The following is a 12,911-nucleotide window of genomic DNA, read 5'->3' as shown; positions in this document are numbered from 1 at the left end:
TGGGATGACGGAGGACGAGGGACTCGCTCCCGAGGCTCCGGCGCACCAGTTCGGCAGCTTCGCCGCCGAGCACCTGTCGCCCTCGTTCCCCCAGCGCGCCCCCTGGGGCACCGCGCAGCGGCTGCGCGCTTGGCAGGCAGAGGCCCTCGACGCCTACTTCGCCCTCGACGGGCCGGACGGCGTCGGTAAGGGACCGCGCGACTATCTCGCCGCCGCGACGCCCGGCGCCGGCAAGACGACGTTCGCGCTGCGCCTCGCGAGCGAGCTCCTGCGTCGCGGAGTCGTGCGCCGCATCGTCGTCGTGGCACCGACGGAGCATCTGAAGACCCAGTGGGCGGATGCCGCCGCGCGCGTCGGCATCCGCCTCGACCCCGCCTTCAGCAACCGACACGCCCGGCCCGCCCGGCACTACCAGGGCGTCGCAGTGACGTACGCCCAGGTGGCCGTGAAGGCGAGCGTCCACGAGACCCTCATCCTCGACGCGCCCACCCTCGTCATCCTCGACGAGGTGCACCACGGCGGCGACGCGCTCAGCTGGGGCGACGCGCTGCGCACCGCCTACGGCCGCGCGACGCGGCGTCTCCTGCTGTCGGGGACGCCGTTTCGCAGCGACACGGCGCCCATCCCGTTCGTGGAGTACCACCCCGATGCGAAGGGCATCCGCGTCTCCCGCACCGACTTCGCCTACGGCTACCGCCGCGCGCTCGAGGACGGCGTCGTGCGGCCCGTGCTCTTCCTCGTCTACGCCGGTCACATGCGCTGGCGCACCAAGGCGGGCGAGGAGATGGAGGCCTACCTCGGGCAGGACAACACGAAGGATGTCACCGCGCAGGCCTGGCGCACCGCCCTGAACCCCGAGGGCGAGTGGATCCCGGCCGTGCTGCGTTCCGCCGATCGCCGTCTGAGCGAGGTGCGCGAACAGGTGCCCGATGCGGGCGGGCTCGTCATCGCGACCGACCAGACCGCGGCCCGCGCGTATGCGGCGATCCTCGAGGCGGTCAGCGGCGAGGCGCCGACCGTCGTGCTGTCGGACGAGGCCGAGGCATCCGCGCGCATCGAGCAGTTCGCCCAGTCCACGTCCCGCTGGCTCGTCGCGGTGCGCATGGTCTCCGAGGGCGTCGACGTGCCGCGCCTCAGCGTCGGCGTCTACGCGACGAGCGCATCGACGCCGCTCTTCTTCGCGCAGGCGATCGGACGCTTCGTGCGGGCGCGACGCCGCGGCGAGACGGCGAGCGTGTTCCTGCCGAACGTGCCGCAGCTGCTCGCGCTCGCGCAGGAGCTCGAGGCGCAGCGCGACCATGCGCTCGACCGCGAGGCGACAGGCGACGAATGGGACGCCGAGGAAGCGCTGATGGATGCCGCGGAGCGGCCGGACGCGGCATCCGACGCCCTCACCGAGGAGTTCGCGTTCCTGCCCCTCGATGCCCAGGCGCACTTCGACCGGGTGCTCTTCGACGGCAAGGAGTTCGGTCAGTTGGCCGTGCCGGGAACCCCCGAGGAGGAGGAGTTCCTGGGGCTGCCGGGCATCCTCGAGCCCGAGCATGTGCACGAGCTGCTGCAGCAGCGTCAGGCGCGGCAGACCCGCCACCGCAAGGCGCGGGAGGCCCGCGAGGCGAGCGCCGACGCGGACGCCGCGATCGACCCGCTCCTCCCCGGGGCGCTGCACCGCACCCTCAAGGAGCAGCGGCAGCTGCTCAACAGTCTCGTCGGTCTCTACGCGCGGCAGTCCGGGGAGCCTCACGCGATGGTGCACGCCGAACTGCGGCGCCTGTGCGGGGGGCCGGCGGTCTCCCACGCGACCGTCGCGCAGCTGCAGGCGCGCATCGACCTGCTGCGCCGCCGGGTGCACGCGTGAGCAGTCGCTACGACTTCGTCTCGGTCTGGCGCATCCCCGCCGACCCCGCCCGCTGCTGGCGCGCGATCGAGGGGATGCTGCGCCCCGCCGCCGGTGCCCCGTCGCCCTGGCCGGCGGTCGAGGTGACAGGCCCTCCCGTAGCGCTCGAACCGGGCGCGCACGTCGGCCTGACGGTGCGCAGCCCGTTCGGTTACCGCCTCGTGCTCGACGCCGTGCTCACCCGCGTCGAACCGGGAGTCGTGCTCGCCGCGCGCAGCGACGGCGATCTGTCGGGCGAAGGCGAGGTGGCGCTGTTCGCCGCGGCATCCGACACCCTGGTGCGCGTGCGCTGGGTGGTGCGCACCGAACGGGCGTGGATGAACCGCACGGCCTGGCTCCTGCGCCCCGTGTTCGTGCTCGCGCACACCGCGGTCATGGCTTCGGGGCGCCGAATGATGCGGCGCGCCGTGCGCGGCTAGCCTGGTGGCCCCGCCCCCCTGATCGAGGAGCTGCCCGTGGCATCCGATTCCGCTCCGGCGACTGCCCGCGACCGCGCCCGCTGGGCGCACTACCTTGCCAACGAACGGGCCGAGGCGGCCGTCTACCGTCACCTCGCCGCACGCCGCGAGGGGGAGGAGCGGGACATCCTGCTCGCACTCGCCGACGCCGAGGGACGCCATGAGGCGCACTGGCTGGCGCTGCTCGGCGGCGAGCCGGAGCGACTGCCGCGCGCATCGGCATCGACGCGGCTGCTCGGCTGGATGGCGCGACGGTTCGGGTCGATCTTCGTGCTCGCCCTTGCTCAGCAGGCCGAGACGCGCTCGCCCTACGACGACGACCCCCACGCGACCCCGGCGATGCGCGCCGACGAGAAGATCCACAGCGAGGTCGTGCGGGGGCTCGCCGCGGCGGGACGTCGCAGGCTGTCGGGAACCTTCCGTGCCGCGGTGTTCGGGGCGAACGACGGTCTCGTGTCGAACCTCGCGCTCGTCATGGGCATCGGGGCGACCGGCGTCGACGCGCGCATCGTGCTGTTCAGCGGCATCGCGGGCCTGCTCGCCGGAGCCCTGTCGATGGGCGCGGGGGAGTTCGTCTCGGTGCGCTCGCAGCGCGAGCTGCTCGAGGCCACCGAGCCCAACAACTTCGGCGACGACGTGCTGCCCGATCTCGACCTCGACCAGAACGAGCTCGCCCTGATCTACCGCGCGCGGGGACTCGGTGACGCCGAGGCGACCGCGCGGGCACGTCTGGTGATCGAGACGGCGCGCACGGCGGACCGTGCGGTACCCTACCGACGGCCGCCCGAGGGCGCGGACACGCACGAGGTCGTGGGCAGCGCGTTCAGCGCGGCGCTCTCGAGCTTCCTGTTCTTCGCGTCGGGGGCGATCATCCCGGTGCTGCCGTGGCTGTTCGGGCTGCAGGGTCTCGCGGCCGTGCTCGTCGCGCTCGCGCTCGTCGGGGTGGCGCTGCTCGGCACCGGCGCCGCGGTGGGTCTCCTCTCGGGAGCGCCGCCGCTGCGCCGCGGTCTCCGACAGCTGGGCATCGGCTTCGGGGCCGCCGCGGTCACGTACGTCCTCGGGCTCCTGTTCGGGGTGGCGGGAATCTGAACCTTCGTTACTTTCAGATATGCTGAAGGTAACGAAAGGGGAGAGATGTCTCGGATGTCTCAGCGCGCCGTCTTCATCGCGGCGAGCGTCTATCTGGTGCTCGGACTCGCAGGCGGTGTGTACTTCCGTGAGATGACCAAGGGAACGCCGTTCGAATCGGGGGAGGGCACCCAGCTCGCCGTGCTCCACACGCATCTGCTGACCCTCGGCTTCCTCGCCATGCTCATCGTGCTCGTGCTCGACAAGGTGTACCGCCTCGGCCACAGCCGCTTCTTCGCGTGGTTCTTCTGGGTCTACAACGCGGGGCTCGTGCTGACTGTCGCGATCATGACCGTGCACGGCACGATGCAGGTGCTCGGCGTCCCGGCGAGCGCGGCGATCGCCGGAATCGCGGGCCTCGGGCACATCACGCTCGGAGCCGGTCTCGTGCTGCTGCTGTTCGCGATCAACGACGGCCTGCGCGGCCGGACCGCCCCCGCCACCACGACCGACTGACCCGTGCGCCGCGCTACCGGGCGATGCGGGGAGTGCGCCCGACAGCGCACCACGCCACCGCGTCGATGACGCCGCTCGGACCCGGCAGGAGCGCTCCGCAGCGGACGCGCAGCTCTGCTCGGGCGGCCGCGTCGAGGGTCGCGACGAAAGCGCCCGCAGGCCCGACGCCGAGTTCGTAGGGTCCCCACCAGTCGTCGACGCCGGTGTACGGAACGTGCACCTCGAGCTCGTGCTCGACCACCTCGACGAGTCCGTTCGACCGGAAGAGGTCGGCGATCTGGCCCCGACCTGTGCCGACGCCGCCCGTCTCGTCGTCGACGGTCGGGTCCATCTCGCGCGCCGCGTGCCAGAACAGCGACAGGGGCGCGCGCCCGCCGTCGAAGTCCCAGACCGATGCCGCGATCACGCCGCCCGGACGGGTGATCCGTGCCATCTCCCGAATGGCGGCGTGCGGGTCGCGCAGGAAGTTGACCACCAGCTGCGCGATGACGAGATCGAAGGCGTCATCGTCGAACGGGAGCGATTCGGCGTCTGCGACACGTGCATCGCAGCCGGGAAGCCGTTCGCGCAGCGCCTCGACGAAGGACGGGGAGGGGTCGACCGCGGCCACCGGCGTGACCCCCGGAGTCGCGGTGAGTGCCGCAGCGATCGCCCCGGGACCCGCACCGACATCGAGCGCTCGCACACCATCGAGCTCGCCCACGACGTCCAGCGTGCGCTGCGCGAGCGGCTCCGAATAGCGTCCCATGAACCGCTGATAAGCCTCGGCCGGCACATCGAACGTCATCGCCCGTCCCTCCGTCGCGGCCCCGTCGCAGCAGGCCCGATGGGGCTCATCCTGCCTCTCCGCGGTCGTGGGCGCGACCCCTGGCGAGATCCGCAGCAACGGATGCGCCAACGACGAAGGCCCCCGTCTCCGGGGGCCTTCGTCGTGATGATGCCGAGGCATCCTGCGTGCGCGAGGGGGGACTTGAACCCCCACGCCCTATACGGGCACTAGCACCTCAAGCTAGCGCGTCTACCTATTCCGCCACCCGCGCATTGGGTGATGTGTGGTCTTGCAACCGAGGGTCGAGCCTAGCATGCTCCACGCGGCGTCACGAACCGGGCGGGCCCTCGCCGAGCGGGTAGCCTGGGGCGCATGACTGCAGCCGAGCCGGGGGAGCTGCCGGAGGTCATCCGGCTCGCCCGCGATCTGATCCGCATCGACACCACCAACTGGGGTGGCGGACGCAGCGAAGGCGAGCGCGAGGCGGCCGAGTTCGTCGGCGCGTACCTCGAGGAACTCGGACTCGAGACCCGCTACTTCGAGCCGATCGCGCGCCGCACGAACGTGTCGGCGCGAGTGCCGGGTCGTGATCGGTCGAAGCCTGCCCTCGTCGTGCACGGGCACCTCGATGTCGTCCCGGCGATGGCCGACGACTGGAGCGTCGACCCGTTCGCCGGTGAGATTCGCGACGGATACCTCTGGGGTCGCGGTGCCGTCGACATGAAGAACATGGACGCCATGATCCTCACGTCCGTCGCCGACATCCTGCGCGCCGGAGAACAGCCCGAGCGCGACCTGATCGTGACGTTCTTCGCCGACGAGGAGAACGGTGGCGTCGAGGGCTCGGCGCTCGTCGTGCGAGACCGCCCCGAGTGGTTCAGCGGTGCGACCGAGGCGATCAGCGAGGTCGGCGGTTTCTCCATCGATGTCGCCGGACGCCGGGCGTACCTGCTGCAGGTGGGGGAGAAGGCGCTGCTGTGGGTGCGGCTGGTGGCGCGCGGCGCCGCCGGACACGGCAGCCGGTGGCATCCGGACAACGCCGTCACCCGGCTCGCCGAGGCCGTCGCGGCGCTGGGGCGCGTCCCGTGGGAGGTGCGCCTCACCGAGACGACCGCGGCGCTTCTCGCGGCGGTCGCCGACCTCACCGGAGCAGACGTCGACGACCCGGATGCTGCGGCCGACCTGTTCGGTCCGGCCGCAGCGTTCATCCGGCCGAGCCTGCGCACAACGGCGAACCCGACGGGACTCGCCGGCGGTTACAAGCACAATGTGATCCCCGATCGTGCGGAGGCGACCGTCGACATCCGGGTGCTGCCCGGAACCGAGGACGAGGTGCTCGCCGAGGTGCAGCGGATCGTCGGGGACGACATCGCCATCGAGATCGTCGTGCGCGACATCGGTCTGGAGACCCCCTTCTCCGGCTCGCTCGTCGACGCGATGGTCGCGAGCCTTCAGGATGCCGATCCGGGTGTTCCCGTCGTCCCCTACCTGCTCGGCGCGGGCACCGACAACAAGGCGCTCTCCCGTCTCGGGATCGCCGGCTACGGCTTCGCGCCGCTGAGGTTGCCGAGCGGGTTCGATTTCACCGGTATGTTCCATGGTGTCGACGAACGCGTGCCGCTTGATGCGCTGACGTTCGGTCAGGATGTGCTGACCCGCCTGCTGCGCACCTACTGATCCATCGCGCCGCCTCCCGCCCCGCCCCCAACGGAAGACGACCATGAGCCACTTGTTCGAAGCGATCATCCTCGGCCTCGTCCAGGGGCTCACCGAGTTCCTGCCGGTTTCCTCCAGTGCGCACCTGCGCATCCTGGGAGCGTTCCTCCCCGGCACCGAGGACCCGGGCGCCGCCTTCACCGCCATCACGCAGATCGGCACCGAGGCGGCCGTCGTGCTGTTCTTCTGGCGCGACATCGTGAGGATCGTCAGCCGGTGGGCGCTCTCCATCATCGGGCGCGCGCCGCGCAACGATCCGGATGCGCGCATGGGCTGGCTCATCATTCTGGGGTCGATTCCGATCGTCGTGCTGGGCATCCTGTTCCAGAACCAGATCGAGACCGTGTTCCGCTCCCTCTGGCTGGTCGCCGGCATGCTCATCCTGTTCGGCGTGCTCCTCGGCATCGCGGACGCGATCGGCGCACGCCGGCGACGTCTGGATCAGCTCACCGTCGGCCACGGCGTGATCTACGGCCTGGCCCAGGCTCTCGCCCTCATCCCCGGTGTCTCCCGCTCGGGCGGGACGATCACGGCCGGTCTGCTGATGGGCTACGAGCGCGCCGCGGCGGCTCGCTACGCCTTCCTTCTCGCGATCCCGGCCGTGTTCGGCTCGGGCTTCTATCAGCTGTACAAGGTCGTAAAGGAGCCGGAGGTGAACCCGCCGTTCACCCTGCTCGAGACGGGCCTCGCGACGGTGATCGCGTTCGTCGTCGCCCTCGTGGTCATCAAGTACTTCATGGCGTTCATCTCGAAGCGCAGCTTCCTGCCCTTCGTCATCTACCGCGTGGCGCTCGGCGCCTTCGTGATGGTCATGCTCGCGACGGGCGTCATCACCGCCTGAGCGGGATCGGGCGCTCTCAGCGCTGCGGCCCGCCGCGGCCGGGCCGGTCGTCGCCGCGCTTGCGCAGGTACTGCTCGAACTCACGGGCGATCGCATCGCCGGACGCCTCCGGGGAGTCCCACGCGTCGCGGGTGCGCTCGAGGCCGCGGATGTACTCCGTCATCTCCTCGTCGTCGGCCGCGGCCGCGTCGATGGACGCCTCCCACGCGGCGGACTGCGTCGCCAGGTCACCGCGGTCGATCTTCGCCCCGGTGAGGTCCTCGAGGCGGTCGAGAAGTGCGAGGGTCGCCTTGGGCGACGGCGAGTGACCGGCGACGTAGTGGGGCACGCTCGCCCAGAGCGAGGCTGTCGGGATGCCGGCGGTGTCGGCGGCCTGACCGAGGACGCTGATAATGCCGACCGGCCCCTCATAGGTCGTGCGGTCGAGATCGAGAGTATGACGCAGCTGCTCGTTCTCGCTGCCCGCGAAGATCGAGATCGGACGGGAGTGGGGGACATCCGCCATCATCGAGCCGAGCGCGACCATGCCGGTGATGTCCTCACGCAGCGCGACGTCGATCAGCTCACCGGCGAACGCCTGCCAGGCCCGCGCCGGCTCGACGCCCGTGAGCAGCCAGAGCTGCGTGCCGCGCGTGGTCTGCGCGGGGCGCAGCAGCGTCGTCTCGGGCCAGGAGATGCGGCGCACACCGTCTTCGTCGGCGGCGATGCTCGGCCGGGTGTACTGGTAGTCGAAGTACAGCTCCGGGTCGACCGAGTAGACCGGTTCGTAGCCGCCGGTCTCGCGCAGACGGCTGACGGCCGCCGATGCCGCCTCGCCGGCGTCGTTCCATCCGTCGAAGGCGACGACCAGCACGCGTCGACCGAGTCCGTCCACCGGGCTCCTCTCGTTGCCTCCACGGCGCCGGGACGGCGCTCGCGGTCACACCAGGATAGGCGTCTCGGGCCCGTGACGGGCCGTGGCCGCGCGCGCCGCGCCGGTAGCATGGCCGGGTGAATCACCCCGCACCCGCCGCCGTGCTCTGGGACATGGACGGCACCCTCGTCGACACCGAGCCGTACTGGATGGCCGCCGAGACCCCGCTGGTCGAGAGCTACGGCGGCAGCTGGTCGCACGAGCAGGCGCTGCAGCTGGTCGGCCTCGGGCTCGACCAGTCGGCTCGGATCCTCCAGGACGCCGGGGTGCGCATGAACGAGGGCGCGATCATCGACCACCTGACCGAAACCGTGATGGGCGACCTGCGCACGACCGGTGTGCCGTTCCGTCCCGGTGCCCGTGAGCTCCTGTCGGAGCTGCGCGCGGCCGGGGTGAAGACGGGCCTCGTGACGATGTCGCTGCGGCGGATGGCGACTCACGTCGTCGAGTTGATCGACTTCGACGCATTCGACGTCATCGTCGCCGGCGACGATGCGACCCGCCCGAAGCCGCATCCCGACCCCTATCTGCAGGCGTGCGAGCTGCTCGATGTCGCCCCCGAGGACGTGGTGGCGATCGAGGACTCGCCGAACGGGCTGCGTTCCGCGATCGCCGCCCGCACGACGTCGGTCGGCGTCCCGCTGATGGTCTCGCTCGCGGGCGTCGGCGCTCACGTCCTCTGGCCCTCCCTCGAGGGGCGGGGCCTCGCCGACCTGGCCGAGGTCCACGCCGCACGCCGCGCCCGCGAGGTGCGCGCGTGAGCCTCGGTCGCGGTCCGTTCGCGTACGGAGATCGCGTGCAGCTCACCGGCCCGAAGGGGCGCCTGTCGACGGTGACCCTCCGCGAGGGGGGCGAACTCCATTCCCATCACGGCGTGCTGCGCCACGCCGACATCGTCGGCCAGCCCGACGGTTCGGTGCTCGTCAACAGCCACGGCTCCGAATACCTGGCGCTGCGACCCTTGCTGCGGGACTTCGTGATGTCGATGCCGCGCGGTGCCGCGATCGTCTACCCGAAGGACGCCGCGCAGATCCTCGCTCAGGCCGACGTGTTCCCCGGATGCGTCGTGGTCGAGGCGGGCGTCGGCTCCGGCGCGCTCTCGCTGTGGCTGCTGCGGGCGATCGGTCCGACCGGGCGTCTCGTCTCTTTCGAGAGGCGTGGGGAGTTCGCCGACGTCGCACGGGCGAACGTCGAGACCTTCCTCGGGGAGTCGCCGGCTTCATGGCAGATCGTCGAAGGCGACCTCGCCGAGGAGCTCCCGCGCGCGGTGGAGCAGGCATCTGTCGACCGTGTCGTGCTCGACATGCTCGCTCCGTGGGAGTGCATCGACGTCGCGGCCGACGCGCTCGTTCCCGGGGGCGTGCTCGTCTGCTACGTCGCCACGGCGACGCAGCTCAGCCGTGTGGCGGAGTACCTGCGCGCGACGGGTGCGTTCACCGACCCGGAGTCGAGCGAGACGATGGTGCGCGGCTGGCACGTCGAGGGTCTCGCGGTACGCCCCGACCACCGGATGGTGGCGCACACCGGATTCCTGATCTCCGCGCGGCGCCTCGCTCCGGGTGCCGTGCCGCCGGACGTGCGGCGGCGCGCCCTCAAGAAGCCCTCCTATGCGGACGAGGACGTCGAGGTCTGGACCCCGGGTGCGGTCGGCGACCGGGAGATCACGGACAAGAATCTGCGCAAGCGCGTGCGGGAGGCGCAGCGCGCCGCCGACGCCAAGCTGCGCGAGGCGGGCGGGTCGGAGAGCGACCAGTCGCCCGCATAGACTGATCCGGTGCGCAGAACCCTCGCCGCGGCCGCCGCTTTCGGCCTCGCCGCCCTCGCCCTGACCGGATGTGCGACCGCGTCCGCGCCGATGTGCGCCCGCACGACGAACCCGGGCAACCTCGCGTCCCTGGTGCAGGTCTCCGGTGACTTCGCGAAGAAGCCGACCGTCGACATCTCGTCGCCGCTCAGCCCCGGGGACGGCCAGTTCGTCGACCTCACGACGGGCACGGGAACCGAGATCGTGAGCGACGACCAGCTCGTCGGTCTCGCCGTCGACCTGTTCAGCGCGAAGACCGGCAAAGAGATCGTGACCGCGGGCTACGGGTCGACAGGTCCCACGATCACCCCGGTGTCCACATGGGTCCAGACCGTTCCCGGGTTCGAGGCGGCGCTGAAGTGCGCAGGCGAGGGAACGCGCATGATCGTGGGTCTGACCCCGACCGAGCTCGGTTCGTCGACGGCCTCGCTCGGCCTCGCCGCCGACGAGTCGGCGATCGCGGTCATCGACGTGCAGAAGGTGTATCTCTCGCGTGCCGACGGCACGCCCGTCTTCAACGACGGCCACAACCTCCCCGTCGTCGTGCTCGCCCCCTCCGGGCAGCCCGGCGTGACGATCCCCAAGACCGACCCGCCGACCTCGCTGGTCGTGCAGACGCTCCAGAAGGGCACCGGAGCGACCGTCGGCGACAAGGACACGGTGCGGGTCGCCTACACCGGACTCACCTGGGCCGACGGAAAGGTCTTCGACTCCTCGTGGGGATCGACCCCGGCCTCGCTCTCCATGACCGGAATCGTCCCGGGCCTGGCGACGGCGCTGAAGGGTGCGACCGTCGGCTCGCAGATCCTCGCGGTGATTCCGCCGTCCGACGGGTACGGGTCGACCGCGACGGGCCAGATCCCGGCGAACTCGACGCTCGTGTTCGTGGTCGACATCCTCGGGATCGACGCCACGCAGTGAGCCGCGGCCACGGGGACATCCTGCGACCATAGGATGTCCTCGTGCCGAACACAGGATCGAAAGTCGCGCCCGAGGAGCGGCTCGTGAACCTGGTGGTGGCGCTGCTCGCGACCGACCAGGGACTCACGAAGGACACGATCCTGGGCTCGGTCTCGGGGTATCGCGAGCAGTCCGAGGCGGGAGCGTCGAAGGATGCGCTCGAGAAGATGTTCGAGCGTGACAAAGAGAGCCTGCGCTCGCTCGGCGTGCCGATCGAGACGCTCGGCGACTACGCCGATCCCGATGATCTCCGCGAGGCCCGGTACCGCATCGCCACCGACGACTACGCGCTGCCCGACGAGGTATCGCTGACGGCGGCGGAGGCGGCCCTCCTCGACCTCGCGGGCACGGTGTGGCACGAGACATCCCTCTCGGTCGACGCCCGCGCAGGCTTGCGCAAGATCCGCGCCCTCGGCATCCCCACGACGGAGCCGTTGGGGGCCTACGCCCCCCGGATCAGCGTTCGGGATGCCGCGTTCGCGCCGTTGCAGCGCGCGATCGAGACCGCGCGCGTCGTGGCCTTCGACTACCTCAAGCCCGGTGAGCATGCCCCCCGGGCCCGTCGCGCGCGCCCCCTGGTGCTGCTGGAGTACGAGGCGCGCTGGCATCTCCACGCCCATGACCTCGACGCGGATGCGCCTCGCACCTTTCTGCTCTCGCGCATCGTCGGCGAGGTCGCGGTGACGCGGGTCTCGTTCGATCCCGGTCTGCGCGCCGGTGCGGGGGAGCGGGCGCGCACTCTGCTGGACGAGCTCGCCGCGTCGCAGAGCGCCCTCGTCGAGGTGCACCCGGGCACCGAGGCCGCGTTGCGGCTCGCCCGGCGCGCCTCGCCGGCGGCCCAAGGGCTGCGCATCCCGTTCGTCGATGCGCACGTGCTCGCGGACGAACTCGCCTCCTACGGTCCCGAGGTGCGCGTCGTCGAGCCCGCCGAACTGCGCCGCCTCGTGGTCTCGCGACTTCGCGCGGCGCTCGCCCGCAGCGGAGGTTCCGCATGACCGACGCCCGTCCGCCGCTCGTCGCCACCGACCGCGCCGCGCTCATTCTGCAGCTCGTGCCCTACTTGATCGAGCACGGCGAGGTGAGCGTCGCCGAGGCCGCCGCCGACTTCGACGTGTCCGAGACGCAGATGCGTCAGATCGTGGAGAAGCTCACCGTCATCGGCCGCCCGGGTGACGGCGGCTACTGGCAGCTGCCCCACGATCTGTTCGACATCGACTGGGATCTGCTCGACGAGCAGGACCGCATCGCGATCACCCACACCGTGGGACTCGAACGCGCCCCGAAGCTGACCGCGCGGGAAGCGGCGGCGCTCCTTGCCGGGCTCCAGGTCGTCGCCGCCGTCCCGGGAGTGGGGGAGGGCGACCTCATGCGGGGACTGCTCGCCAAGCTCGCGCGCGGGGCGGCGACCGCCCCCGCCGAGCTCGTGCTCACCCCGGCACCCGTCGACGCGGTGCGGCGCTCGATCGATGACGCGCTGACGCGGGGAGTCGCGGCATCCTTCACGTACAAGACCCCCGAGGGTGCACCGACGGTGCGCACGGTCGACCCCGTCAAGGTGCACATCACGGGGGGCGAGTGGTATCTGCAGGGCTGGTGTCACCTGCGCCGGGCGATGCGCACGTTCAATCTCGACCGGGTGAGCGATGTCGCGCTCACCGACATCCCGATCACCCACTCGGGCGAGCCGGTCCCCCCGCTGTTCGAGCCCGGCGGCGATGATGCGACCGCGACGATCCGCTTCGCGGAGCGACTCACGCCGCTGCTCGGCGAATACCTCTCGTACGCCGACGTCGTGTGCGTCGACGGTGTCTGCACCGCGACGATGCGCATCGGCGATCCGCGCAGCCTGCGTCGCCTGGTCACCCGCCGCGGCGGCGACGTCGAGATCCTTGCGCCCGAGAGCGCGCGTCGCGCGGCCCGCGACTGGGCGGCGGCAGCGCTCGCGCAATACGATCCCGCCTGAGTCGATCGT

General features: G+C 71.3%; 13 protein-coding genes and 1 tRNA gene. 11 read left to right on the top strand and 3 right to left on the bottom strand.

Features of this window, described 5'->3' with window-relative positions; translation table 11 throughout:
* The first annotated feature begins 4 nt into the window (after window positions 1-4).
* The 4 genes from RR49_RS11130 to RR49_RS11115 are packed head-to-tail and all read left to right on the top strand — an operon-like array spanning window position 5 to window position 3,936.
* Complete coding sequence (locus RR49_RS11130; protein ID WP_045248145.1) at window positions 5-1,855, top strand: DEAD/DEAH box helicase; 1,851 nt, start codon at window positions 5-7, stop codon at window positions 1,853-1,855.
* Window positions 1,852-2,313 carry an SRPBCC family protein gene (locus tag RR49_RS11125; RefSeq protein ID WP_045248144.1) on the top strand — a complete coding sequence of 154 codons (462 nt, stop codon included), beginning with the start codon at window positions 1,852-1,854 and terminating at the stop codon, window positions 2,311-2,313. Before RR49_RS11130 ends, RR49_RS11125 begins: the two co-directional genes overlap by 4 nt.
* A gap of 36 nt (window positions 2,314-2,349) precedes the next feature.
* Window positions 2,350-3,441, top strand: a complete 1,092-nt coding sequence (locus RR49_RS11120; protein ID WP_045248143.1) for a VIT1/CCC1 transporter family protein — start codon at window positions 2,350-2,352, stop codon at window positions 3,439-3,441.
* A gap of 54 nt (window positions 3,442-3,495) precedes the next feature.
* Window positions 3,496-3,936, top strand: a complete 441-nt coding sequence (locus RR49_RS11115; RefSeq protein WP_045248142.1) for a DUF2871 domain-containing protein — start codon at window positions 3,496-3,498, stop codon at window positions 3,934-3,936.
* Window positions 3,937-3,949: 13 nt separating this feature from the next.
* Here the strand turns inward: RR49_RS11115 and RR49_RS11110 are convergent, their stop codons facing one another.
* Both RR49_RS11110 and RR49_RS11105 read right to left on the bottom strand, forming a co-directional pair.
* Window positions 3,950-4,723 carry a class I SAM-dependent methyltransferase gene (locus tag RR49_RS11110; RefSeq protein WP_045248141.1) on the bottom strand — a complete coding sequence of 258 codons (774 nt, stop codon included), beginning with the start codon at window positions 4,721-4,723 and terminating at the stop codon, window positions 3,950-3,952.
* A 168-nt stretch (window positions 4,724-4,891) separates the two neighbouring features.
* Window positions 4,892-4,976: transfer RNA gene (locus RR49_RS11105), tRNA-Leu, on the bottom strand.
* 101 nt (window positions 4,977-5,077) lie between these two features.
* Here RR49_RS11105 and RR49_RS11100 point away from each other — a divergent pair.
* A complete protein-coding gene (locus RR49_RS11100) occupies window positions 5,078-6,382 on the top strand; it encodes a M20/M25/M40 family metallo-hydrolase (protein ID WP_045248140.1) in 1,305 nt (434 codons plus the stop codon).
* Between the two features lie 43 nt (window positions 6,383-6,425).
* Window positions 6,426-7,262 (top strand): undecaprenyl-diphosphate phosphatase, encoded by an 837-nt coding sequence (locus RR49_RS11095; RefSeq protein ID WP_045248139.1) that lies wholly within the window; start codon window positions 6,426-6,428, stop codon window positions 7,260-7,262.
* Window positions 7,263-7,278: 16 nt separating this feature from the next.
* On the opposite strand, the gene RR49_RS11090 is transcribed toward RR49_RS11095, so the two are convergent.
* Window positions 7,279-8,136 carry a PAC2 family protein gene (locus RR49_RS11090; protein WP_045248138.1) on the bottom strand — a complete coding sequence of 286 codons (858 nt, stop codon included), beginning with the start codon at window positions 8,134-8,136 and terminating at the stop codon, window positions 7,279-7,281.
* A 116-nt stretch (window positions 8,137-8,252) separates the two neighbouring features.
* Between RR49_RS11090 and RR49_RS11085 the strand changes: the two genes are divergently transcribed.
* The 5 genes from RR49_RS11085 to RR49_RS11065 are packed head-to-tail and all read left to right on the top strand — an operon-like array spanning window position 8,253 to window position 12,902.
* Window positions 8,253-8,936, top strand: coding sequence for an HAD family hydrolase (locus tag RR49_RS11085; RefSeq protein ID WP_048808946.1), 684 nt, complete (start codon window positions 8,253-8,255; stop codon window positions 8,934-8,936).
* The gene (locus RR49_RS11080) at window positions 8,933-9,940 is read left to right on the top strand and encodes a tRNA (adenine-N1)-methyltransferase (protein ID WP_045248136.1); all 1,008 of its coding nucleotides are present in this window, start codon (window positions 8,933-8,935) and stop codon (window positions 9,938-9,940) included. Before RR49_RS11085 ends, RR49_RS11080 begins: the two co-directional genes overlap by 4 nt.
* Window positions 9,941-9,949: 9 nt before the next feature.
* On the top strand, window positions 9,950-10,900 hold the full coding sequence (locus RR49_RS11075) for an FKBP-type peptidyl-prolyl cis-trans isomerase (protein WP_045248135.1): 951 nt from the start codon (window positions 9,950-9,952) through the stop codon (window positions 10,898-10,900).
* Between the two features lie 41 nt (window positions 10,901-10,941).
* Window positions 10,942-11,934 (top strand): helix-turn-helix transcriptional regulator, encoded by a 993-nt coding sequence (locus RR49_RS11070; protein WP_045248134.1) that lies wholly within the window; start codon window positions 10,942-10,944, stop codon window positions 11,932-11,934.
* Window positions 11,931-12,902 carry a helix-turn-helix transcriptional regulator gene (locus RR49_RS11065; RefSeq protein ID WP_045248133.1) on the top strand — a complete coding sequence of 324 codons (972 nt, stop codon included), beginning with the start codon at window positions 11,931-11,933 and terminating at the stop codon, window positions 12,900-12,902. The genes RR49_RS11070 and RR49_RS11065 overlap by 4 nt, the downstream gene beginning before the upstream one ends.
* Window positions 12,903-12,911: the final 9 nt, after the last annotated feature.

The sequence above is a fragment of the Microbacterium ginsengisoli genome (assembly GCF_000956535.1).
GTDB lineage: Bacteria > Actinomycetota > Actinomycetes > Actinomycetales > Microbacteriaceae > Microbacterium > Microbacterium ginsengisoli.
The sequence above is the reverse complement of the archived record's forward strand: the minus strand, read 5'-3'. Positions and strand labels throughout refer to the sequence as shown.

Excerpts from the sequence above, each read along its gene's own strand:
- RR49_RS11130 (WP_045248145.1), top strand. The coding sequence starts at position 5 with ATGACGGAGGACGAGGGACTCGCTCCCGAGGCTCCGGCGCACCAGTTC.
- RR49_RS11115 (WP_045248142.1), top strand. The coding sequence starts at position 3,496 with ATGTCTCAGCGCGCCGTCTTCATCGCGGCGAGCGTCTATCTGGTGCTC.
- RR49_RS11110 (WP_045248141.1), bottom strand. The coding sequence starts at position 4,723 with ATGACGTTCGATGTGCCGGCCGAGGCTTATCAGCGGTTCATGGGACGC.
- RR49_RS11100 (WP_045248140.1), top strand. The coding sequence starts at position 5,078 with ATGACTGCAGCCGAGCCGGGGGAGCTGCCGGAGGTCATCCGGCTCGCC.
- RR49_RS11095 (WP_045248139.1), top strand. The coding sequence starts at position 6,426 with ATGAGCCACTTGTTCGAAGCGATCATCCTCGGCCTCGTCCAGGGGCTC.
- RR49_RS11065 (WP_045248133.1), top strand. The coding sequence starts at position 11,931 with ATGACCGACGCCCGTCCGCCGCTCGTCGCCACCGACCGCGCCGCGCTC.